The sequence below is a fragment of the Sphingopyxis flava genome, from assembly GCF_900168005.1.
GTDB lineage: Bacteria > Pseudomonadota > Alphaproteobacteria > Sphingomonadales > Sphingomonadaceae > Sphingopyxis > Sphingopyxis flava.
In genome coordinates this window covers 20426-43502 of the sequence record NZ_FUYP01000029.1, presented here as the reverse complement: position 1 = coordinate 43502, position 23077 = coordinate 20426, and the positions used below count along the sequence as shown (strand labels likewise).

Below are 23077 nucleotides of genomic sequence, written 5' to 3'. Positions count from 1 at the left end.
TGCGTCAATGCGACCAGGGACTATGTGCAGGGCCGCATGATCGTCACCGCAGGACTTCGCGCCTCCCCTGAGCAGCTCGCCGATGCCGGCACGCCGCTCAAGGCGATGATGGAGCGAGTCGTCGGTTGACCGGTGAATAGGAGAGGCTTTCGCGAAGGATGGGCGAGCCTACATCGAAATACCGATCCCCCGTCCACTCCCAAGATATTGCTGGATATCCTGGGACAGCTTTTTCGTGCTGGCGGCGTCGAGGCCAAGCTGCTTTCGCCGGCTCAGGAGCAGCGCCCCGAGTTCCGGGTCGCGCTCGAGGCTCTTCGCCATGCTCGCCAGTTTGGCGCGCGCTTCACGGCGCGCGGCATGGCTTGCTCCATCTTTCGCCCGCGCGCTTTCCTTCGTCCAGGCGCTGACAAACTGCTCCGCGCGCTTCTCGGTTTCGGCCGTCAGGCGGGCCTGCTCACGCGCTGCGGCATTGCGCTCGGCCGCCCTTGCCGCCTGGCGCTGCTCCATCTCGGCAATCGCGCGCCCGGTCCGCCCTTCGGCCGCCTCGCGGGTGAGCTTCTCGCTCTGCCCGAACGCTTCCCGCAGTTCGGTCGCACCGCCAGGGCGCAGCACATCGAGCGCCTTCCCGGCGCTGCGGTAAGTCTCAAGCTCCTGCGGCGACTCCTTGCCCCCCTCGCGCCGGATCTCGACAATCGCCTTGGTGACGCGCGCAAAGCGTTCGATCGCCTTTTCAAGCTCGCTGCGCGCTGAAGAAGCACCGAGCGATCGAATGCGCGATCGCAGGTCCGCGATCCCGGAACCGCGCTGACCTCGATAATCGCTGGCCATATCCTTGCCGCGCTCACGCGATGCGGCGCTTATGAGCCTCGATTGGTTCGCAAAATCGTCGCGCCCATAGTAAAGATCGACAGCCAAGCGATGTCTGGATAGTGCGACATAGATCGAGTGGCTGTCCACCCCCTGCGTCGCGAGCACCTGGGCGCGATCGACCGTCATCCCCTGCGCCTTGTGAATCGTCGCTGCATAACCATGGTCGACGTGGGCGTAATCCTTGAGGTCGAACGCGACGCTGCGCCCGTCATCGAGCATCACGCCCATCCGCACTGGGTGCACGGACTGCACCGTCCCGAGCGAGCCGTTCTTGACGCCGAGCGCGCGCTCATTCTTGAGGAACATGATCCGGTCGCCCGGCGCAAAGACGCGCGTTCCGCGCTCAACCTCGAGCGCCACTCCATCGCCGAGCGCGCCGCGGGCCTTCAGCCGTTCACGCACCGCCTTGTTGAGCTGCTTGCGCTCGGCATTGGTATGGGTGAGGATGATGCGACTTGCTTCGGGATGGGTTTGGCGATCGCGTTCCCAGGCATCGACCAGCGCGGTGCGCGCCGCCTCGCGTGTGTCGGCTGCATGAACGAAGCCCGCCTCGGCATAGCGCGCGATCGCCTCGCCTGTCCTCCCTGTGGCAAGCTCGCGCGTTGCTTCGCGTTGCCAGTCCGCCCGCTGCCGGCGGATGTCCATGATCTCGATCGCGCCGTGCCGCTCGGCGGCGGCGCGAAAGGCAGCGCCCGCCTCGATCGCCTGAAGCTGCTGCGGGTCGCCGACGAGAACGATCTTGGCGCCGCGGCGCTCGGCCTCCGACACGATGCGTTCGAGCTGACGCGTCCCGACGAGGCCCGCCTCGTCGATGACAAGGACATGCTTGCCGGTCAGGCGCGCGCGATCATTTGCCCATTGATGCTCCAGGCTTGCAAGCGTGCGCGAGGCGATGCCCGAGCCCTGTTCGAGACCCTCGGCGGCGACGCCCGCGAGCGCCGCTCCCTGCACCTGGTAGCCCGCGGCCTCCCATGCCTCGCGCGCGGCGCCAAGCAGCGCGCTCTTGCCCGTCCCCGCATAGCCAATGACATTGCTGATCCCGCGCGCGCTGGTGATGTGCTCGAGCGCGCCGCGTTGCTCGGCGGAAAGTTCAAAGCCCCGAGCCGAGGCCCGCGCGAGTGCGTGCTCGCGGTGACGATCGCCGACGCCGTGACGGCGTCTTGCGTCGAGGGCGTCGGTCGCGCGCTCGAGCCGTTTCTCGATCTCGATCATCGCGCGCGACGTAAAGCGCTCGTCGCCGCGCGCGTCCTTGCCGAGCGATATCAGCTCGGGCGAGGATTTGACCGCTGCCATCACCGCGTCGAACTGCTCCTTGCCGTCGCTATGGCGGTGCGCGAACATCGCAAGATCGCGTGTGGTGAAGGTAGCTTGCCCATGGGTGATCGCGTCGATCGCGGTCGCGGGGTTGGCGATGAGCCCTTCGCCGTTTGAGCGCGCGATCTCGGCATGCTCGGCAAGGCGATCGGAATGGAGGCCCCGCGCCGCCATACGCAAGGCTGCAGCACCGATCTTATTTTGAGGTTCAAGGTCGCTCCCTTGCGCCTTCAGGCTGCGGTGATCGATCCGGGCATCGATATCGAGGGTCGCCAGGCGCTCATTGACGTGGTCCGCCCATGCTGCCCGCCAATGCATCAGCAGCTCTCTGCGGCCCCATTCGGTTACCTTGGGCCCGAACGCTGCGGGACCTTCCTGGCCGGCCCTTGTCTCGCGCATTGTCAGCATGACATGCGCGTGCCGATTGGGGCCCCCTCGTGCACCGATGTCCCAATGCACATTGAGGTCGGCGACCATGCCGCGGTCGACAAATTCGCGTCCGACGAAATCGCGGGCCAATTCGATCCCCTGCCCTTGGGTCATCTCGCTGGGGATGGCAAACACGATCTCGCGGGCGAGCTGCGCGTCCTTACGGATCTCGCGGGCCTCGACATCATTCCAGAGCCATTCACGATTTAACCAGCGCTCATTCGCGCCTTCAGGAAGCAGGACCTCGCTGTGCACGACGCCAGCCTTGTTCGAAAAATTGCGGGTGCGCCCGTATCGCTCATCATAGAGCCTGCCGGCCGAACGATAGGCTGCCGCTGCGACCGCACTGCTGCCCGAAGAGCGGGAAATGACGCTCACCTGGAAATGATAGATCGCCATGAGGGCGGTCCATTTACAGCAAGATGCGCGCCTCCGCACGCGGCAAAACCCTCTTTATGGGCGATTCTGTCGCGGATTGTGTCATATGATCTCGTTATATTTCAGCGCCTTGTTTGACGCAGCGACTCGGCATAGTTGGTTCGTCCGACCCATTGGATGGAAGGACGGACAATGCCAAAACCGCGTGATTTTGATGCCGAGCTGCGAACGCTCAGCGACCGATCGAAGGCGCTCAAGACGAAAAGGCAATGCCAGCTTGGCGAGCTGGTAGGAGCCACCGGGGCAGCTGCCCTCTCGATCGAACAGCTTGCCGGCGTGCTTCTCGATGTTGGCGGCGCGGATGCTTCGCGAAAGGAGGCGTGGCGCGAGAGCGGCGCCGACTTTTTTCGCCCGGGCCGCTCCCGCGCTCGCAAAGGGGCTTGCAGCGACCGACGCCGCGCAGCGCCGCGCCACACAGGCCCGCAATCGCCTTCAGGCGACGCGCGCCTGGCATGACAGGCGCGTCCGGCTCATGAAACGCCAACAGCGCGCGCGCCGATTGATCGAGCTCGGCAGGCTTGTCGTGAAAGCCGAACTCGCCGAGCTTGCCGCCGATGATCCCGCGATCCTTTTGGGCCTCTTCCTCGAAGCGGCTGCGACGCTCAAGGGCGACGAGCGCGATGTGAAACTAGCGCTCTGGCGCGAGCATGGACGCCGCGTCCTGGCCGATGAGAATGGTCATCGCCCGTGATCGGGAAGGCGCTTTCGCGATCAGTGCTGCGTGACGTGGATAAGCGACCAGTCGTAGCCGAGCGCCTTCACGCGCGCCTCGAGCTCGTCAAGAGTTCGGGGCGCGGGCCTGGCCTCCCTGGTCAATACCCAAAGGTAGCGCCCCGATGGCTCGCCCACGATCGACCATTCATAGTCGTCGCCATGGTCGAGGACCCAATAATCGCCATAGAAGGGGCCAAAGAAGGAGACCTTGAGCTTGGCATTGGTCGCGCGGTCGGCAAGCTTCGCTTTGCCGGTCGATTTGCGCCGCCTGCCCTGAGGCCCGCCCGTGCGACCCTGGTTCACGACGCGCACGCTCCCGTCAGGGCGGAGCGAATAATCCGCCGTCACCGCTTCGAGCCCTTCCTCGAACGAGGCATCATAGCGGAATTGTTCGTACCAGCGCCCCATGTAGCGTTGAAGTTCGACGACCTTGGCAGGCTCGGGAACGGCGTGGTTTCCGACCGGCCCGGGACGCGGATAATATCTCCACAGAAGATAGGCGAGCGGCGCAGCGATCGCGGTCGCCGCGCCAGCGGCAAAGACGGGTCTTTTCATGGATACTCCCTCAGCAATGCTCGTCCCGGCTTCTACGCATGAAATCCGCGCGTCGTTGCCGCGCGGCGGGCGCCGCGCGCTGGGTATCGGCTTTCGCGGGGCACGAAGAAGAGGCGCCCTCTGGCGGCGCGCAGGCGGCCTGGCGGCGCGCCCGTGCTCAGGCGGCATCGCGGTCCGGATCAAGGTCCGCGACGGTGAAGCTCATGGGATTGCGCAGCCATAGGTCGACCTCGCTCGCCCGCCAGCCGCAGCAACGCGCCGCGATCTTGTGCTGCGCCGGGAAGGTCCCCGCGGCGATCTTTCGGTAGAGCGTTGCGCGGCTGAGGCCGGTGAGGTTCAGGACTTCATTGAGACGCATCATGCGCAAGCGAGACTGAAGTGCCATGCGGTCATCCTCCATGTGCTGGCAGGCCATAAGCCGACATGACCGCATTGAAGATGATGGGCCCTGCGCTCGTCAACACCGCCCCAGGGCAAGGTTTCGCTCGCAGAGCGGCTACGTCGTATTTTAGCGTAGAATAGGAAACTCTAGCGTAGAATCGGCGGGTTTTGGCCAGGCAAAATAATTATTCTCACGCCGTCTCAGGAGCGCGCGGCGGGACTTGATGAGGCCGCCTTTGAGGGCCAGATTCTCCTGAATGGCGCGCCGCGCTCGCCGATTCGTCCCGAGGAAGTGTACCGCCAGCGCGCATGCGGTCGCCGCTCGCGCGGCGGATTGTCTCGTCGCGGCGCGGCGGGGACGAAGGCGGGCGTCACGCGCCTTAGCCCCGCCCGGCCGGACCGCAACCCGCGTGCGGGTCCTGCACTTCGTTGCGGTCCTTCGGATGCGGCGCGCCCGATGCAAGCGGGGCTGCCGGCTCCTTCCTGCCGCCCACCTTCCGCCCCCGTCCGGGCCGCAAGTGCGGTGGCTGGAAAGAGATGAGGATATGCGCAGAGAGCTAAACGAGAGAGCAAACCTCTATTTTAAGGTCACGAGCAAGGTCATCGCCGAGCTCGAGGAAGAGCGGCTGCCCTGGCTGCAGCCCTGGGATCGCGCAGCATGGCTCGCGGTGCTGCGCTGCGATGAGAGGGCGATCTTCCGCGCTGCGGGCCTGGCGATCCGGACGCGCGTCTCTCTCCTCGCCTTTGCAGGAGCGGAGCCGTGAGACGTCGCGACCTCTCCAAGGTGAGCGATGAGGACGCCGAACGCCGCATGCGCATCGCGCTTTCCAAGATGAGCGCGCGGCAGGGCGATATCCTGTTCGCGATCCGCTTCGACAAGACCCCCTTTGACGAGCTCGCCGCGCGGCATGGCATTACCGTCGAGGAGGTCACCGAAGATTTTGCGCGCGCGCTCGGCATCTGGTCGCGCTGCCTCCATGCGCGGCTGCCCTGGCTCGTCTGGCCATGGCTATGATCCAAAGCGGGCCGGATGGGCTTGCCATCCGGCCCGGCGCCTTTCAGGGTGGCCTCATGCGAACCGGCCTTGATCATCTCCCGCCAGCCAAGCAGCGCGAGCTTGCCGAGGTCGTGCGCATCCTGTTCGAGGAGTTTGCCGCCGCGCATGCGCGCGGCAATGCCGACTGGAACCGGAAGGGCCGCATTCTCAAAATTCTGCTCTACGGCAGCTATGGCCGCGGCGACTGGGTCGATGATCCGATCGGGGGATACCAATCAGATTATGACATCCTCGTCGTGGTCAATTATGACCGGCTTACCGAGTTCGAGCATTGGTCGGCGGCCGAGGACCGCCTCATGCGCGCGTTCACGATCGCGAAGACGCTGACTGCCCCGGTGAGCTTCATCGTCCATTCGCTGAAGGACGTGAACGCGCAGCTTGAGCGCGGGCGACCTTTCTTCGTCGATATCGTCGAGCAGGGCATCGCGCTCTACGAGGCCGAAGGGTTCGAGTTTGCGCAGCCGCGCAACCTGCCGCCCGAGGAAGCGCGGGTCGAGGCGGAGAAGTATTTTGACTGCTGGTTTCCGAAAATCGGCTCGGCCCGTCGCGGTGCCCTGCACTACATCAACGATGGCCAGCCCCTTGATGCGGCTTTCACCTTTCATCAGGCAGCGGAGCGCGCCTACCATTGCGCTCTTCTCGTGAACACGTTGTATGCGCCCAAGTCGCACCGGCTCAATTTCCTCCGCTCGCAGTGCGAGCAGATCGCACCCGCGCTCATCGAAGCCTGGCCGCGCGACAACAAGTTCAGCCGCCGCTGCTTCGAGCTGCTGCGCCTCGCCTATGTCCAGGCGAGATACTCGCCTCAATTCAAGATCAGCGCCGAGGAACTGAGCTGGATCAGCGAGCGCGTCGCCGTGCTCGAGCGTCTCGTCGAGACGATTTGCCGCGAGCATATAGCAGCGCTCGGCCAGGCGTTCTCCTCGCAAACAAAGTGAAGTCGATCTCCCCGCGGCGGGGAGGCACCCGTACATACTGGATCAGAGCCAGCCCGCTGTCTGCGCAATCACCCAGAGACCGATCACCAGGAAAAGTGCCGCCGTGATCGCTCGCACGGTGCCGAGGTTCACGCGCTTCAGCAGCTCATTGCCAAGGAAAATCGCCGGGACGTTGGCGATCATCATTCCGAGCGTGGTCCCGGCAGTGACCCAGAGGACGCTTTGATATTGCGCGCCAAGCGCAATCGTCGCCACCTGCGTCTTGTCACCCATTTCGACGACAAAAAAGGCGACGAGCGTCGTCAGGAAAGCGCCGAAGCGCGGCTTCGGTGCCTCCTCATCGTCCAGCTTGTCGGGAATGAGCGTCCACACCGCCATCGCGAGGAATGAGGCCGCAATCGCGTAGCGGAACACAGGGCTGTCGAGGAACGCCGCGGCCTGCACGCCCAGCAGCGCGGCGAGTGCGTGGTTCGCGAGGGTCGCGACCAGAATGCCCAAGATGATCGGAAGAGGACGATGGAAACGCGTCGCGAGAAGAATGGCGAGCAGCTGCGTCTTGTCGCCTATCTCGGCGAGGGCGACGACGGCGGTCGACGTCAAAATGGCTTCCATGAACAAACCCCCGGGCCGGGCGGCAGCGCGATTCCAACGGCTGTCGAACCCGCCGCCCGGCCTGGACGAAAGGTCGACGCCATTGGTCTCGCCCAAGCGGTGACCCGCTTCCACCGCACCACGGCCTCTCGGCCGAGTATGTTGACGCGGCGGCCCGCCCCGAACGGGCGGCTGGCTACTCCCCAGATGACGAAGACCCGTTAGACGGCGGATCGGCCCAAGGCAAGCCCCGCGAGCACGGGGCTATTGTGGGGGTGGTTCGCCTGGTTCGCCGTGCTCGGCCGGGACCGAGGGATCAGCGCCGGCGGCCTTTGCCGCTCGCTCGGCCTCGGCGATGTCGGCGTCCATCGCCTTCGCCCTCGCATCGACCTCCTTCACGGCTCTCTCGTAGCGCGTCTCGAAATCGGGCTCTTTCTTGCAGGCCCCGATGGAGAGAAGCACAAGCAGGAGGAATGCCAAGCGCATCAATAATCCTTGCGATAGCGGATCGAGAGGTTCGACTGGCCCGAGCCCCCCGCCTGGCTGAGGAGCGACAGCGCGCGCGACAGGCTGATCTCGAGCTGGGTCGCGGTATAGCCGCGCGCGTCGGTGATCACCTCAAGATAGATATCGTTCGAAATATATTGGCCGGCGGCGAGCGCCGTCCCGCGGCCCTGCGTATCGTCGGGCCCCAGGAGGCGCAGCCGGTCGATGCCCGTTGCCGACTGGAGCGCGCCCAAGGGACTGAGCCCTCCGCCTCCGCTGCGCAGCGCATTGAGCGACGAGGCGAGCTGTACAGCCTGGAGCGGCGACAGCGTCGTGATCGAATCGCCGAAGAGAATGCGCGAGACGATTTCGTCCTGCGGCAGCCCCGGCACGCTCGAGAAATTGATCTGCGGGTTCATCGCGCGCCCCGAAACCGCGACATTGACCGTCACCTCCTCGATTGTGTCGCTCGCAAGAAGGCGGATCGAGGGATCATAGGCATCGCCCGTCGGGAAGGTCACCTTGCCCTCCTCAAGATCGAACGAGCGGCCAGCAAAGCCGAGCGTGCCGCGCACGAGGTCGATTTCACCGGTCACGCGCGGCGCCTCGGTCGTGCCTTGCAGCGTCACGTCGGCCTGCCATTCGGATTCGAGGCCCATGCCGCTCACATAGATCTGGTCTGGCGCGCGCAGGCGGATGTCGAGACGGATGAGATCAAAGAGGCTGCCGCCGACGGCCGCGAGCCCCTCGCCGCTGATGCGCTGGCGCCCTGCTGGAGGCTTGCGGCGGACGCCGGTGAGCACCGGCACTTGCGCCGCGCCTTCGCGCACGATCCGGTAGCGCGTTTCGGGAAGCATGAGGCTCCCCGAGAGGAGCGCCGCCTGCCCCTTAACCTTTTCGAGGGTCAGATTGCCGGTCGCGCGCGCGCCGATATTGTCGCTGCGCGCGAGCCGCGCATTGTCGAGCGTCGCCTCGATCTTCATCGGATAACCGTCGGCGGCGGCGAGGCTCACAAAGCCATTCGCGCTGATCGACCCGTCGCCCGCGCTTGCGGTAAATTGCTCGATCTCGAGCCGGTTGCCGGTGAAGCGGCCGTTCGTGGCAATATTGGTGAGCCGCGTCCCATAGGCGAGATTCTCATAGACCATGCTGTTCCCGCGTACGACGCCGTTCAAACAGGGGTCGGCGACACGGCAGCTGAAATCGGCGGCCAGCGCGATCGGGCCGGACAGGCGCTGCTCGCCCGTTCCGACGAAGGAGAAGAGGGTTTCGGCGGGACCATTGTAGCGGACGCCGCCCGACAGCGGCGCCGCGCTGAGGCGTGTTGTCCAGGGACCCGCGCCTGGCCCCAGCGGACGGAGCGAGGCCTGCAGCCGCCCGATCACGCTGCCGCGCTTGCGGATCACGGCGCGCGCCTCGCCGCCGTCGGCGAGCAGCTTGCCTGCAAAATTAATGTCCACCGGCTCGCTCACCGTCGCTGCGGTCGTACGGGTAAAATTGTTGATCGTCAGCCTGGCGTCGGCGCGGGGAAAGGCATCGGCGCTCGCCTGCTCGAAATCGAGGCTGCCGCTCGCGCGGCCTCCAAGCCCCATGTCGGGATAGACGGCGTTGAGGAGCGTCATGTTGACGCGGTCGAGCCGGCTCTGGAGCATGATCCCCTCGCCGAACCGCCCGGCAAGACGAGCGCTGCTGCCGCGCCCGAGATCGATGGTGGTCGGCAGTAGTTCATAACCATCGGCGCCGGGGATGATCCGCGCGGGCGACGCCGTTTTGAGGGCGATGCCCGCCGCACGCCCCTGCACCGAGGCACGCCAGAGTTCGGGCTGAAGGTCGGCGTTCACCGCAACGCGGAACGGAACGCCGCTCACCCCCTCGACGAGGGCCTGCGCCTTGCCGCGTCCATCCTGATAATCGATCTTCACGCGCCCCACGGCAATGTCGACCTCGCGGAAGCGCGTCGAAGCAAGCTGAATGTCCGCTATCACCCGCGGCTGGTCGTAGAGCGTGACGTCGGCATCGACGACTGCCGATCCCACCCGGAGCTGCGCCGAGCCCGGCAAGGTGACGTTATTGGCCCGCACATTGATCGCGGCGGCCTGATACTGACCCGCCGCGCTGAGGCGGACGAGCCCGCCAAGCCCCTGTCCCGCAGCATCGAGCCGCCCGACGAAGGGGCCCGCCGCGCTCTGGACGAGCCGCCCCTGCATCACGATGCCCGAAAGGTCCGCGCGCTCGACGTCGATTGTCAGCGGTCCGGTTGCCGTGAGCAGAACGACATCAGCTGACAAGGGACCATAGTCAGTGTCGCCGGTCGCAGCGAGCCGGTAGCCGTTCGGCGCACCGTTGAGTCGCGCTTCGAGATTAGCAAGCCCAATCCCGAGCCCGGGGCGCTCGGCGCGCAGCACCGCGCGCGGGTCGCTGACCGTGCCCGCAACCTCGACGCCGAGCGGGCCATAGTCCGCCGACTGCGCACGGGCCGCGAGCCGGATGCGGCCGTCAGGCGCATAGCTCCCCTGCCCGCCGGTGACGCGAAGGCGCGGCGCGCTCAGCCGCAGATTCGAGAAGCGGACAATGCCGTCGGTGCCGTAGCGGACGTCGGCGCTCGTCACGGCATTGCCGCCGAGGAGGTCGCGCACCCCCGAATTGAAGAGCTGCGTCGAGCGCGCCCGGACGCGCCCCGCAATCGCCCAGCCGCCGCGCGGCTCGGTCTTGAGATCCATCCGCGTGTCGATATTGAACAGGCCGACGCTTTCGATCCGGTAATTGTTGACGCGCCCGTCGATCGCCCCCGTGTAGAAGCCCTTGTTCAGGTCGGCGACGATGATCGCCTTGGCGTCGATGCGCGGCGAGCGCAGGCGCAGATTGTCGCTGAGAATGCGACCCTCGGCGTAGGCAAGGTCGCCGTCGAGGCGCACGGCGGCGAGCGTCCCGCCCGCGACCGTATCGAGCCCCCGAATGCGCGCAGCGCGGCCCGCGACGGGAACCAATATCTGGTCGGCATCGACGCGCGCCTTGCCCGAAAGGCTGAGCGCCTCGACCACGATGTCATTGACCGCGAGCACGGCAGCATTCGCCTGATATTCGACCGTGGGCAGCGCGAAGGAGCCGTTGAGTTTGGCGCTCGCGCGCACCCCGCTCCCGCGCACCGCCGGCGCGACCGCGCCGGGGCGGAGCAGGACGAAGGCCAGATGAAGATCGTCGTAGCGGTTGGTGCCGAGATCGACGCCGCCGCTGATCCCGAGGCGGAACGCCTCGGATGAGAGGCGCCCGTCGAGATCGGCCTTGCGTTCGGCAAGCCGCGCCTTGAGGTCGATGTCGGTCTGCGGTCCGAACAGCCCAGCGCTCGCGCCAGTGAGCAGCCGAGACGGCTGCGCCTCGCCCTTGACCGCGAAATCGCCGTCGCGCGCGGTGAGCGCGATCCGAGCGAGCGGGCTGGCACCAAGGTTCGCGGTGAGATTTCCGTTCCACGCCTTCCAGTCCCCGCGCCCATCGAGCTTGGCGGTGAGCGGTTCCGTAAAGCCGCCCATAGCCGCGAGGACGCCGCCTGCGGGCGCGCGCAGGTCGAGCGTCATCGCGAGCCGGTTTTGTTCGGGCACGGCATCGAGCAACAGCTTCAGCGTGTCCCCTTTCGCGTTCGCGCCGATCGTCTCGGCATCAGCGGTCACCTGCGCGCGGCGGTCGGCGATCGCGATTTTGCCGCTGAGACGCGCTTCCTGGCGTTCGCCGGCAACCGCCGGAGCGAAGACGATCCGGTCGACCTCAAGCTTCGCGACGTCGATATCGATGTCCGGCAGCAGCGGCTCGCCGGTGTCGGGCACCGGCCTGAATTCGGGCAGGCGCTGGACGTTGATCAGTTTCGCGGTTGCCGAACGCACATCGACATGGTTCGACAAAAAGGCAAAGGGCCGCCAGTCGATGCGCAATTCGGGCGAGGTCAGAAAGCGCCCCTTGGTGTCCGACAGCGAAAAATCGCGGACGATCATCGCGCCGTAGAGCGATCCGTCGAGGCGGCCGATCCCGATCCTCATCCCGTTTTCGAATTCATATTTCTCGATCTGGGTGACGACGAAACGCCGCCCGGCGTCGCTGTTGAGCCCGACCAAGAACAGCGCGAGCAGCGCAAGCAGTCCGAGGACCGCGATGCCGACCCAGCGTGCGATACGGCGGGGCCAGGGATTGGCGGTGGCGGCGGGCGCGCCGTCTTCGGCGTCGAAGGGCGCATCCTCGGCCATCAGAACGCCTGCCCGATCGAGACATAGACGCTGATCCGCGCCTCGCCTGGTCTGCGGTCGATCGGCGTCGCGACGTCGAGGCGCATCGGACCGAAATTGGTGTAGTAGCGCGCGCCAATTCCCGCACCGAAGCGCAGATCGGAGAAGGTGGGGGTCGAGCCGCGATAGACCTGGCCTGCGTCGACGAAGCCGACAACGCCAAAATTTCCGAAGCGGTAGCGCGCCTCAAGGGCCGCCTCGTTGATGCTGCGCCCGCCGATCGGGTCGAGATTGGGGTCTTTGGGCCCGAGCTCCTGATAGCCAAAGCCGCGCACCGAACCGCCGCCGCCCGCATAGAAGCGCCGCGACGGGGCGAGGCGCTCGCGCGCGGCGCCGAGGATCGAGCCGATGCGCACACGTCCCGCCACGACGATGCTGTCGGTGACCGGATAATAGCCGCTGACGTCGAGGCGGGTGCGCGCATAAGGCGTGAATTTGCCGCTCAATGATCCTTCGGGCTGTACGAGCGCAGTGACGCGGAAGCCCTTCGTCGGGTCGAGCAGGCTGTCGGTGCGGTCCATCCCGACCTGCCCCGCGAGCCCGATAATATAATAGAGGTCGCGGTCACGCACGCCGCGCGCGAAATCATAATCATCCTCGCTCGTCGCAATCAGTTCCGCGCCATAGGAATAGGTGAACTTCTTTTGCCAGATCGGCGTTGACTCAACGCTGACCCGTGCGGCGAGGCGTCCGGTCAGCGCTTCGAAGGCGTTGTAATTGTTGCGCGATGCTTCGGCGACGAGCTCGAAGGTGCGGTCGCGCCGGCCCGCGTTCGAGCGGCGGAAGGTCGCCCCGATCCCTTGCTGCTGCGTGCCCGCAACACCCCGCACGATGAGTGCGCCTTCTGGCGGGAAGAGGTTGCGGTGAGTCCAGCTCCCTTCAAGCCGAATCCCCTCGCCTGTGCCGTAGCCCGCGCTCGCCGCCATCGTGCGCGGCGGGCCCGCGTCCTGCGTGACGAGCATTGTCACATATTCGGTGTCGTCGCCCGCATCTTCGCCTGTCTTCTGCGGCTCGACCGCGACGGTCGAGAAGAGCCCCGTCGCGACGAGCGCCTGACGCAGGTCATCGACCATGCGGCTATCATAGAGGTCGCCGCGCTTGAAGCGCGAGAGAGTCTCGACATGGTCGGCATCGAAGGCGAGATCGCCAGTCGTCTCGAACCCGCCGAAGCGCGCGCGCGGACCGATGTCGACGGGCAGCGTGTAGTCGCCGGTCCCACTCGCCCCGTCGAGGAGGATGTCGCGCTGCCCGATCGTCGCAAAAGGATAGCCCTCTTCGGGGAGCTTGAGCGCGAGCGCAGCTTCGGCGCCCTGGACCCGTTCGGCCACGATCGGTTCACCGACGCTCAGCGGAAAATAGTCGCTGATCAACGTCGGGGGAACGGTGGGCTTTGCATCGATAGCGATGCTGGAGAAGATGTATCGCTGTCCCGGTGTCACGTCGATGACCGCGGTGAGCGGCCCTCGCCGGCGCCGCGCCCGGCTCTCTCCGTCCGCGCCGGCATCCTCGGTTCGCGGCGTCCGGTCGATCCGCGTTTCGACCTTGGCATCATAAAAGCCTTCGGAGGCAAGGATACGTTGAAGGAGTTCGGCATCGCCCGACAGGCGCGCGCGGATCATCGCGCCATTTTCAGCCTTGCCATCGCCATCATAGAGCGCGGAAAGGTCGCCGAAGAGGTCGGCAAGATCGACCCCCGTCGTCGCATCCGCGCCCGCAAGACCGTTGACCTGCACCGTATATTCGAGCGTGCGATGCGCGTCCGCCTCCTCGGGCTCGGCGAATTCGACCGGCTCGACGTTGAAATTTTCGAGCGCAGGAAGCGGCGCGGCAAGTTCGCTGTCGGTGATCGGTGCGTCACCGATCGCCTCGACCGCATCGCCGTCGGCAAGCGCCGGGACCGGTGTGCCATCGGCGCTCGGCGGCGCGTCGCCATCGCTGCTGGCGTCGGCCGCACGCGCAGCCGCCTGTCGCCGCTCGAATTCGGCAATCGATTCAAGCGGACGGTCGAGTTCGGGATCATCCTCGGCGCTGATCGGCGGGATCGCATCGTCGAATTCGTCGTCGCCGATGATCGGCTCGACCTCGGGCAGGGTCACGTCGGCGGGCGGCGGGGTCGGCACCGCGATATCGCCAGGTGCGTCCGGCGCGGGGCTTTCCTCCTGGCTTTCGGCGGCCGCAGGCGGCACCTGCTGCGCAAGCGCTGAGCCGGCGTAGCCCAACGCGAAAAGCGACGCGGACAATATCAGTCCGCGATGGGAGCGCGGCGGCCCTGCGCGTTTCAATAAGCGAGGATTTTCAGAATTTTGCATCTGTGCACAGCCGATGCGCACTTGTGGCTTGCGGCGCGGCGGGGCGCAAGGCGATTTTGCTCGAGGAAGATCGCAAGAAAGCGCCATTTGCGATGAAATCCCCCTGACAGGACCGTGCGATCACCCAAGGGGTCAACGAGCCGGCGCCCGTCAGGTTCCGCAAAAGGTCGTATAGGGCCCGAAATCCTCGGGCGCAGGCTGGGCGAACTCGGCCCAGTCGGCGCGCGCGGCAAAGGGATGCTGCACCGCGTCCAGGAGGCTGCGCCAAGGCGTCATATCGCCCGCCTCGGCGGCGGCGAGCGCGGCCTCCACGAGGTGGTTGCGCGGGATGTAGAGCGGGTTCACGCCGTCCATCGCGTCGGCACGCTCTGCAAAATCTCCCCCTTCCCCCTCGATGCGCGCACGCCATGCAGCGATCCATGACGCCATCGCGCCTACATCGGGGAGAATCGCATCGAGCGGCGCGCGATCGCCGCGCAGCAGCATCGCAAGCGCGCGGAAAAAGCCGGTGAAATCGACGCTATGGCGCTCGAGCTCGGCGAACAGCTCATCGAAGAGCTCAGTGTCGCCGGGATCCTCCTTGCCAAGCCCCAGTTTTGCACGCAACGTCTCGTCCCAGGCGCTCCGAAAGCGGTCCGGAACCGCCGCGACCAGCTCCTTTGCGCGCTCAACGTCAGCGGGATCGACCGCGTGGATCGCAGGCAGCAGCGCTTCGGCAAAGCGCGCCATGTTCCAGTGCGTGATCTGCGGCTGGCGCCCATAGGCATAGCGGCCATGGGCGTCGATCGAACTGAAGACGGTATTCACCGCGAAGCGGTCCATGAAAGCACAGGGCCCATAATCGATCGTCTCGCCCGAGATCGCGACATTGTCGGTGTTCATCACGCCATGGATGAAGCCGGCGCCCATCCACTGGGCGATGAGCGAACATTGAAGGCCAATGACCCTCTCGAGCAGCGCAAGGTGGGGGTTCGCCGTTTCGGCAAGTTCGGGGAAGTGGCGGCCGATCGCATAGTCGGAGAGGCGGATGACATGCTCTGCTCCGAAGTGCGCGGCAAAGAACTGGAAGGTGCCAACGCGGATATGGCTGCGCGCGACGCGCGTCAGCACCGCGCCCGGGTGCGCGCGCTCGCGCTGGACGCGGTCGCCTGTTGCGACCGCTGCGAGCGAGCGCGTCGTTGGCACGCCCATCGCCGCCATGGCCTCGGAGACGAGATATTCGCGCAGCACGGGACCGATTGCCGCCTTGCCGTCGCCGTTGCGCGAGAACATCGTGGGTCCCGATCCCTTGAGCTGTATGTCGAAGCGCACACCGTCGGGCGCCACGACCTCGCCAAGGAGCAGCGCGCGCCCGTCGCCGAGTTGCGGTGAGAAATGGCCGAACTGGTGTCCTGCATAGGCAAGCGCGAGCGGATCGGCGCCGGGAGGCAGCTGCGCACCCGAAAAAAGACGCGCCAATTCGTCATCGCCCACGCCGGCAACTTCGATGCCGAGGCGCGCGGCGAGCGCATCGTTGAACGCCAAAAGGCGCGGGGCTGAGGGACGCGTAGCCTCGGCAGGCGCATAAAAGCCTTCCATCGTCGCGTGAAAACTATTGTCGAAGGCGATGTGCATGGCGGCTCCCGGTTGGAGCCTATGTCGAGCCTCCCTTCCGTGATTGCAAGTTGGCGTTGCAGCGCGAGCATGCTTTTGCTAGCGGCTCGCCTCGTGACCTCGGGTTGCCCTTTACCGGGCATGAAAAGGGAAGTCCGGTGTAAAATCCGGCGCTGCCCCCGCAACTGTAACCGGCGAGGCGGATGCGACTATGCCACTGGGGACGAGGTCCCCGGGAAGGCCGCAATCCACCGGCGACCCGGAAGCCAGGAGACCTGCCAGAGCGTCGCCGTTATCTGCGCGCGGGCGGGGTGCACCGGGGGCAGGCGAGGATCCTCGCGTGACGGCAAGACCGTAACGCTGGAGGACCTGAATGAAGAAACTTGCCTATAAAACCAGTCTGTCGCTGCTCGCTCTCGCCGCAGCATCACCCGCGCTTGCGCACGAAGCGCCTTTCGATGACCAGTCGATTACCGTGATTGGCGCGCCGCTTGCGCTCTCTGAGACCAATGCATCGGTGTCGATCATCGACAAGGAAGAGATCGACCGCGCCCAGAACGGCGCCGCAGCCGACCTCATCGCACGGCTGCCTGGCGTTCATGTCACGCAGAATGGCGCACTCGGCGGGGTGGCAAGCCTGCGCATCCGCGGCGCTGAAGACGCGCAGACCCTCGTCGTCATCGACGGAGTGCGCGTCGGCGATCCCTCATCGCCGAACGGCGCGTTCGATTTTGCCAATCTGATGCTCGGGAGCATCGACCGTATCGAGGTGCTGCGCGGCGCGAACAGCCTGCCCTGGGGTAGCCAGGCGATCGGCGGGGTGGTGTCGGTCACCTCGACCGACCCGGACCTTGCAAGCGGCACTTCGGGCCGGGTCGGCGCTGAATATGGCGCGCGCGATACGGTGCGTGTGAACGGCCAGCTGCGCACGGCCGCGCTCGGCGCCTCGCAGTTCGGTATCGGCGGCGGCTATGTCCGCACCCGCGGCTTCAGCAGCGCCGCAGCCGGAACCGAGCGCGACGGCTACCGCCAATATTCGGCAAACCTCAGCAATCGCACCGAAATCGGAAGCACCCTCCTCTTCCGGGCGTTCGGCCTTTATGCCGCGAGCCGCGTTGAGCTCGACGGCTTTGCACCGCCCACCTTCACCTTCGGCGACACGGACGAGTTTCAAAAGACAAAGGAGCATTATGCCGCGGCGAGCCTCGAGCATCGCCCCGCCGGCACCAGCGGCGCGGACGGCTTTGCGCACCGGCTGCAATTCGCCTTCGCCGACGTCAATCGCGACAACTTCAACCCTGATTTCGGCGATGCGCCGACCTTTCGCGCACGCGGCCGCAGCGAGCGGCTGAGCTACAGCCTCGACTGGGGCCTCGGCGATGTCTTTGGGAGCGCGGCAGGCGACAGCCTCCGCCTGATTGCCGGCGCGGAGCGCGAATGGACGCGCGCGCTTACCGACGATGGTTTTGCGCCCGACCGGGGGCAGACCGCAACCACCGGCGGCTGGGCGATGCTGGCCGCGCGGCCGACCGAGACATTCTCGCTGACCGCAGGCGTTCGCCGCGACGACCACCGCGACTTTGGCGGTGCGACGAGCTTTGCCGCCGACATCGGGCAAAAAATCGGGAATGATGTCCTGCTGCGCGCGAGCTACCGCGAGGGTTTCAAGGCGCCGACTTTGTTCCAGCTTTCGGACTCGTCAGGCGCTTACGGGAACCCCGAGCTCCTGCCCGAGCGCGCAAAATCCTACGAGGTCGGCGTGCGGCTGGGTGACGCGCGGCGCTTTGTCGATGTCGCCTGGTATCGCCGCGACAGCCGCAACCTGATCGACTTCGTCTCCTGCCCGCCCGTCCCTGATCCCCTGCCCGCGATCTGCGCGAGCGGGAACCGGCCGTTCGGCACTTATGACAACATCAATCGTGCCCGGGCAGAAGGCGTCGAGGTCGAGGCGGGTGCAAAGCTTGGCAGCAGCTTCGCGGTGCGCGCGAACTACAGCCTGACGGTCGCAACCGACCGCACCCCAGGATCGCCGCTCGAGGGCAATCGCCTCGCGCGGCGCCCCCGGCATCTTGCCAACGCCGAGCTGGCATGGGCGCCGGACGGCGCATCGGGCGCCGATCTCTCGGTCGCGGTGCGCTACGCGGGCAAGAGCTTCGACGATAGGGCGAATAGCGTAAGGCTCGGCGATTATGTCGTGGTCGACCTCAGGGCCTCCTATCCGCTGGCCGCGGGAATCGAACTCTTCGGCCGCGTCGAGAATCTGTTCGACGAGGAGTATCAGACGGTCGCCACCTACAACACCGCGGGTCGCTCGGCCTATGTCGGGGCGCGCTGGGGCTTCTAGATGCGGCGGGTCGCGGCCTTGGCGGTGCTGACACTTCTTGCGGGCTGCCAGAGCCGCGCGCCGCTGCCCGCCCCCAAAGGCGTCGCCAGCATCGATTTCTGCGCCGATCAGATGGTGCTCGGACTGCTGCCCGAGCAGCGGATCCGCGCCGTCTCCTTCGAGGCCGACAGCGACACGAGCTTTGCAGCGCCGCGCGCGGCGGGCATCGTGCGCCTGAGACCGCAGCTGGAGGATATCGCGCGCCTTCGGCCCGCGGTCGTCGTGCGCAGCTACGGCGGCGACGCACGGCTCGACCGGCAACTCGCGGCGATGGGAATCAAGGTGGTGCAGCTCGGCTTTCCGGCCTCGCTCGCTGAAGCCCGCGCCGACATGCTCCGCGTCGGGCGGGAACTGGGTGCCGAGAGAGAAGCGCGCGCCCGCGCTGCTAGCTTCGCGCGCGAGCTTGCGGCCGCGCGGCATTCGCCTCCCAAGGGCACGGCACTCTATGTTACCCCCGGCGACGTGACCACGGGGCCCGGATCGCTCGTCGCCGAGGTCATCGAGGCTGCCGGATACACACCCTATCGCACCGCGCCCGGCTGGGGGAGCCTGCCGGTGGAAGATATGGTGAGGCGACGGCCCGATGCGGTCTTTCGCGCCTTTTTCGACAGTCCGCGCTATCAGCAGGATCATTGGACATCCTCGCGCCATCCGGTTGTCGCGCGGGCGACGCGCGGTGCGCGCGAGGCCGAGGTGCCGGGCGCATGGCTCGCGTGCGGCAATTGGCTGATGGGGCACGCCGTGACCGAATTGGCAAAGGCCAAATGACCCGCGTCAACCTCCTGCTCGCAGCGCTGCTGCTGCTCGCCGCTACGCTTGCCGTGATGGCCGGCGCGCGCGGCTTTTCGCCGGCGCTGCTTGCCGACTGGGTGAGCGGGCGCGATCCTGCCGCGGCGATCATTTTGTTCGACATCCGCCTGCCCCGGATATTCGCTGCCGCCTCGGTCGGCGCGGCGCTCGGTCTATGCGGCGCCGGCCTGCAGGCGCTGACGCGCAATCCGCTCGCCGAGCCCGGCATTCTGGGCGTCTCGGCCGCGGCGACGCTCGGCGCCACGCTGACGCTTTATTTCGGGCTAGCCGCGGCCTGGTCCTGGGCCTTGCCGCTCGGCGCGATCGGCGGCGCGGGCCTGGTGACCGCCCTCCTCGCCTCGGCCGCCGTGCGCACGCGCGGCATGGCGACGCTGATCCTGATCGGGGTTGGCCTTTCAAGCCTTGCAGGGGCCGCGATGGCCCTCATTCTCAATTTCGCCCCCAATCCTTTCTCGCTCTCCGATCTCGTCAACTGGACCCTGGGGTCGGTCGCCAACCGTTCGCTCGCCGATCTCGGTCTCACTCTTCCCTTCATGGTCGCGGGCGCTGCCATGCTTCTGACCCAGCGTCGAAGCCTGTCCTTGCTCGCGATCGGCGAGGAGGCGGCGAGCGCGCACGGGCTCGATTTCCGTCGCACCCAGATTGCGGTCGTGGTCGGCACCGGCCTTGCGACCGGCGCCTCGGTGGCGCTTGCAGGCGCGGTGGGCTTCGTTGGTATCGTCGCGCCGCATGTCGTTCGCCCCTGGGTCGGCCACGATCCAGGGCGCGCCCTCGTCCCCGCCGCGCTTGCGGGCGCGGCGATGCTGATCGTCGCCGATATGCTCGTCCGCCTGCTGCCGACCGATACGGAACTGCGCCTCGGGGTGGTCGCGGCGCTTGCCGGCGCCCCCATTTTCCTGTTGATCGCGCTGCGCCGCGGGACGGTGCGCCATGACTGAGCTGATAGCCAAGGGGCTCACTCTCGCCGATCGGCTCGTGGACGCGGAGTTCCGGCTTTCGCCGGGTGAGCTCGTCGTCATCGTCGGCCCCAACGGTTCGGGAAAGAGCAGCTTGATGCGCCTCCTCGCGGGGCAAGGACGACCGGATAGCGGGGCGGTCCATTGGGGCGGGCACGACATCACGCGCCTCAGCCCGATCGAGCGGGCGCGCCGCCTCGCTTATCTCCCGCAGCGCACCGAGATCGCGTGGCCGATCGCGGTCGCCGACATGGTGGCGCTCGGCCGCTTCGCCTTCGGAGGTGGTGAAGTCGCGCGGGGCGCCGACGAAACGGCGCGCTGGCTTGATGAAGTGGGCTGCGCCGCTCTCGCCCGCCGTTCGACCGCCACCCTTTCGGGCGGCGAGCTGGCACTCGTCGCGCTCGCGCGGGTCTTTGCCGCTGAGGCCCCGCTCCTGCTCCTGGACGAGCCTGCTGCGGCGCTTGATCCGCGCCGCCAGATCGACGTCATGACCAGGCTTGTGGCGCGAAGCCGCGCGGGCCAGGGCATCGCCGCGGTGCTCCACGACCTCAATCTCGCGGCGCAGTTTGCCGATCGGATCGTCTGGATGAAGGATGGCCGCATTGTTTCGGAAAGCCGCACCGACCCGTCCGTCATCGCGAGCCGCGCCGCTGACGTTTTCGACGTTGCGATCCACGTCGAGCCTGGCATGGGCGGCCACGCCTCGGGTCTTTACATCAAGCGCTAGCGAACAGCGCCTCGCATCGCGCCGACCCTCGCGCACGGTCTGGCGCAAATGAGCAAGCCTCGCCTCCCCGCCGGGAACGATCGTCGGCGCCGCGAATTATTGCGTCGTTCTGAATACCATCATTCAGAGGAGGGGTTCTCAACATGCGGCACTTGTTGAATTATCCGCGCCGAGAGTTTAAGGCGGCGCTCGCATCTACCGCGAGCACCTTGCGTGTGGATGTGAGGTCGCCGCAGGGAAACTTCCCGATATTATAACATCGTGGCACCGGTCTCGACGGTCCGGCAAACAACGGCGAACGGGTAATGATAGTTCAGAACAACGTCCGGTGGCGCGCAGCGCGCGAAAAGATTCTCTCCTTCATCGTCGATCGCCCGCGCGTGCAACGTCAATTGATGGCGGTCGCGATCGATGGTTTCCTTTGCGTTGCGGCGGTCTGGATCGCCTTTTCGCTTCGGCTCGGCGTGTGGAACCTCATCTCACTCCCGATCGGCACCTTTACCGCGTTCGCTCTCGCACTCTGGTATCCGATCGCCTGGAAAGCCGGCGTCTATCGTTCGCTGATCCGCTTTTCGGGCGCCCGAACCATCGCCGACCTCGCAATTGCGTGCGGGCTCCTCACCATACCACTGTTCATTGTCTGCGTGATATTTCGCCTGCCAGCGGTCCCGCGGACGCTGTGCGTCCTCCATCCCATGATCTTCCTGATGCTGCTTGCCGCGAGCCGCGTCGGCATCCGGTTTGCGCTGCTTGATCTTCTTAAAGTCGTGTCGGCAGATGTGCGCCGGGTAGTGGTTTACGGTGCGGGGCGTGCAGGACAGCAACTCGCGCTGTCGCTGCGCCACGAGTCGCAGGTTCATCTCGTCGGCTTCGTCGACGATGATGTCCGCCTCGATGGACAGCGTCTCGATGGTGTTCCCGTCTTTGGCGCCAACCGCCTGCATGATCTGCTCGAAGATACGGATGTAGACGAGGTTCTTCTCGCTATTCCCAGCGCGTCGCGCGCGCGCCGGCGGGAGATTATCGAGGCATTGCAGGACGAGGAGGTCTACGTCCGGTCGCTCCCCAATCTGACAAGCGTGATTGAGGGCCGAGTGACCGTCAGCGATCTCCACGAGATCCAGATCGACGAGCTCCTGGGGCGCGAACCGGTCACGCCGAATGAATTGCTGATGGGCAAGACAATTGTCGGCAAGACGGTGCTGGTCTCGGGCGCCGGAGGGTCGATCGGCAGTGAGCTTTGCCGCCAGATTATCCAATGCCGCCCGGCACGCCTCATTCTTCTCGAACAATCCGAATATGGTCTCTACGCGATCGAGCAGGAGCTCACCGAACTGATGCGAGAGATGGGCATTACCGTGCCTATAATTCCCGAGTTAGCGAATGTGTCCGAGCGCTCGTCGATGCGCCGCGTTTACTCGCACTACCGTCCGGAAACCGTCTTCCACGCCGCCGCCTACAAGCATGTGCCGCTGGTCGAGGCGAACCCGATCTCGGGTCTGCGCAACAATATCATGGGGACGCTCCACAGCGTGGAAGCCGCCGAGGAGGCTGGCGTTGCCAATTTCACCCTCATCAGCACCGACAAGGCCGTGCGTCCGACGAACATCATGGGTGCCTCAAAACGCGTATGCGAGCTCATTCTTCAGGCACGCGCGGCGGAGCCCGGCGTGAAAACAATCTTCAGCATGGTGCGCTTCGGCAACGTCCTGGGGTCGAGCGGCTCGGTCGTGCCGCGCTTCAAGGCGCAGATCGCCGCCGGTGGGCCTGTAACGCTGACTCACCGCGAGATCACGCGCTATTTCATGACAATCCCTGAAGCCTCGCAGCTCGTCATCCAAGCAAGCGCGATGGCGAAGGGTGGCGAGGTATTTGTCCTCGATATGGGTGAGCCAGTGCGCATCGCCGACCTCGCGCGGTCGATGATCCGTCTGTCCGGTCTCAGCGTCCGGGACGCTGACAATCCAGAAGGCGACATTGAGATTGTGGAATCCGGGCTCCGCCCTGGAGAGAAGCTCTACGAAGAACTCCTCATCGGGGACAATCCTCAGACAACAAATCATCCCCGGATCATGCGGGCGCGCGAGAAGCTGTGGCCTTGGGAAAAGCTCGACCAAGAATTGAAGAGCCTCGACGCGGCTATCCGTCGCAGCGGCGACAGTATTTCGGCCATGCAGGTGGTGTGCAGCTTAGTCCCAGAATATGCACCTGCCACCGAACGGACTGGACGGCTGGAGATTGATCGGGCCTGAGCC

19 protein-coding genes and 1 riboswitch are annotated in these 23077 nt (G+C 66.0%); of the genes, 11 read left to right on the top strand and 8 right to left on the bottom strand.

Going from position 1 to position 23077, the window contains the following annotated elements; all coding sequences use genetic code 11:
• Positions 1 to 129 (top strand): oxidoreductase C-terminal domain-containing protein (locus tag B5X69_RS17300; protein ID WP_139375849.1); only part of this gene is annotated, 129 nt, incomplete at its 5' end.
• A gap of 39 nt (positions 130 to 168) precedes the next feature.
• Here the strand turns inward: B5X69_RS17300 and traA are convergent.
• Positions 169 to 3012, bottom strand: coding sequence for a Ti-type conjugative transfer relaxase TraA (traA, locus tag B5X69_RS17295; RefSeq protein WP_079639845.1), 2844 nt, complete (start codon positions 3010 to 3012; stop codon positions 169 to 171).
• Positions 3013 to 3183: 171 nt separating this feature from the next.
• Here traA and B5X69_RS17290 point away from each other — a divergent pair, with 171 nt between their 5' ends.
• Both B5X69_RS17290 and B5X69_RS17285 read left to right on the top strand, forming a co-directional pair.
• Positions 3184 to 3507, top strand: coding sequence for a conjugal transfer protein TraD (locus B5X69_RS17290; RefSeq protein ID WP_079639844.1), 324 nt, complete (start codon positions 3184 to 3186; stop codon positions 3505 to 3507).
• 16 nt (positions 3508 to 3523) lie between these two features.
• Positions 3524 to 3742, top strand: coding sequence for a conjugal transfer protein TraD (locus B5X69_RS17285; RefSeq protein WP_079639843.1), 219 nt, complete (start codon positions 3524 to 3526; stop codon positions 3740 to 3742).
• Positions 3743 to 3762: 20 nt separating this feature from the next.
• Here the strand turns inward: B5X69_RS17285 and B5X69_RS17280 are convergent, their stop codons facing one another.
• On the bottom strand, positions 3763 to 4320 hold the full coding sequence (locus B5X69_RS17280) for a lipocalin family protein (RefSeq protein WP_079639842.1): 558 nt from the start codon (positions 4318 to 4320) through the stop codon (positions 3763 to 3765).
• 157 nt (positions 4321 to 4477) lie between these two features.
• On the bottom strand, positions 4478 to 4705 hold the full coding sequence (locus B5X69_RS17275) for a helix-turn-helix transcriptional regulator (RefSeq protein WP_079639850.1): 228 nt from the start codon (positions 4703 to 4705) through the stop codon (positions 4478 to 4480).
• 541 nt (positions 4706 to 5246) lie between these two features.
• Between B5X69_RS17275 and B5X69_RS21585 the strand changes: the two genes are divergently transcribed.
• The 3 genes from B5X69_RS21585 to B5X69_RS17260 are packed head-to-tail and all read left to right on the top strand — an operon-like array spanning position 5247 to position 6696.
• A complete protein-coding gene (locus B5X69_RS21585; RefSeq protein WP_079639841.1) occupies positions 5247 to 5465 on the top strand; it encodes a hypothetical protein in 219 nt (72 codons plus the stop codon).
• Positions 5462 to 5716, top strand: a complete 255-nt coding sequence (locus B5X69_RS17265; RefSeq protein WP_079639840.1) for a hypothetical protein — start codon at positions 5462 to 5464, stop codon at positions 5714 to 5716. Before B5X69_RS21585 ends, B5X69_RS17265 begins: the two co-directional genes overlap by 4 nt.
• Positions 5717 to 5772: 56 nt before the next feature.
• The gene (locus tag B5X69_RS17260; protein WP_079639849.1) at positions 5773 to 6696 is read left to right on the top strand and encodes a HEPN domain-containing protein; all 924 of its coding nucleotides are present in this window, start codon (positions 5773 to 5775) and stop codon (positions 6694 to 6696) included.
• A 42-nt stretch (positions 6697 to 6738) separates the two neighbouring features.
• Here B5X69_RS17260 and B5X69_RS17255 read toward each other — a convergent pair whose 3' ends face one another.
• The 5 genes from B5X69_RS17255 to B5X69_RS17235 all read right to left on the bottom strand — a co-directional run bounded on the left by B5X69_RS17255 (position 6739) and on the right by B5X69_RS17235 (position 15967).
• Positions 6739 to 7308 carry a TMEM165/GDT1 family protein gene (locus B5X69_RS17255; RefSeq protein WP_079639839.1) on the bottom strand — a complete coding sequence of 190 codons (570 nt, stop codon included), beginning with the start codon at positions 7306 to 7308 and terminating at the stop codon, positions 6739 to 6741.
• 243 nt (positions 7309 to 7551) lie between these two features.
• Positions 7552 to 7773, bottom strand: coding sequence for a hypothetical protein (locus B5X69_RS17250; RefSeq protein WP_079639838.1), 222 nt, complete (start codon positions 7771 to 7773; stop codon positions 7552 to 7554).
• A complete protein-coding gene (locus tag B5X69_RS17245; protein WP_079639837.1) occupies positions 7773 to 12005 on the bottom strand; it encodes a translocation/assembly module TamB domain-containing protein in 4233 nt (1410 codons plus the stop codon). Before B5X69_RS17245 ends, B5X69_RS17250 begins: the two co-directional genes overlap by 1 nt.
• The gene (locus B5X69_RS17240; RefSeq protein ID WP_425441527.1) at positions 12005 to 14287 is read right to left on the bottom strand and encodes an autotransporter assembly complex protein TamA; all 2283 of its coding nucleotides are present in this window, start codon (positions 14285 to 14287) and stop codon (positions 12005 to 12007) included. Before B5X69_RS17240 ends, B5X69_RS17245 begins: the two co-directional genes overlap by 1 nt.
• Before the next feature lie 216 nt (positions 14288 to 14503).
• Positions 14504 to 15967 (bottom strand): protein adenylyltransferase SelO, encoded by a 1464-nt coding sequence (locus tag B5X69_RS17235; RefSeq protein WP_079639836.1) that lies wholly within the window; start codon positions 15965 to 15967, stop codon positions 14504 to 14506.
• Positions 15968 to 16052: 85 nt separating this feature from the next.
• A riboswitch (cobalamin riboswitch) is annotated at positions 16053 to 16243 on the top strand.
• 76 nt (positions 16244 to 16319) lie between these two features.
• Between B5X69_RS17235 and B5X69_RS17230 the strand changes: the two genes are divergently transcribed.
• From B5X69_RS17230 to B5X69_RS17210, 5 genes are all read left to right on the top strand, one after another.
• The gene (locus B5X69_RS17230; RefSeq protein ID WP_079639835.1) at positions 16320 to 18290 is read left to right on the top strand and encodes a TonB-dependent receptor plug domain-containing protein; all 1971 of its coding nucleotides are present in this window, start codon (positions 16320 to 16322) and stop codon (positions 18288 to 18290) included.
• Entirely contained in the window at positions 18291 to 19097 is an 807-nt protein-coding gene (locus B5X69_RS17225) for an ABC transporter substrate-binding protein (protein ID WP_079639834.1), read from the top strand. It begins immediately after the preceding gene.
• Positions 19094 to 20077, top strand: a complete 984-nt coding sequence (locus B5X69_RS17220) for a FecCD family ABC transporter permease (RefSeq protein ID WP_079639833.1) — start codon at positions 19094 to 19096, stop codon at positions 20075 to 20077. Before B5X69_RS17225 ends, B5X69_RS17220 begins: the two co-directional genes overlap by 4 nt.
• Positions 20070 to 20822 (top strand): ABC transporter ATP-binding protein, encoded by a 753-nt coding sequence (locus B5X69_RS17215; protein WP_079639832.1) that lies wholly within the window; start codon positions 20070 to 20072, stop codon positions 20820 to 20822. Before B5X69_RS17220 ends, B5X69_RS17215 begins: the two co-directional genes overlap by 8 nt.
• Before the next feature lie 305 nt (positions 20823 to 21127).
• Positions 21128 to 23074: a polysaccharide biosynthesis protein gene (locus tag B5X69_RS17210; RefSeq protein ID WP_079639831.1), complete on the top strand. Its 1947-nt coding sequence runs from the start codon at positions 21128 to 21130 to the stop codon at positions 23072 to 23074.
• Positions 23075 to 23077: the final 3 nt, after the last annotated feature.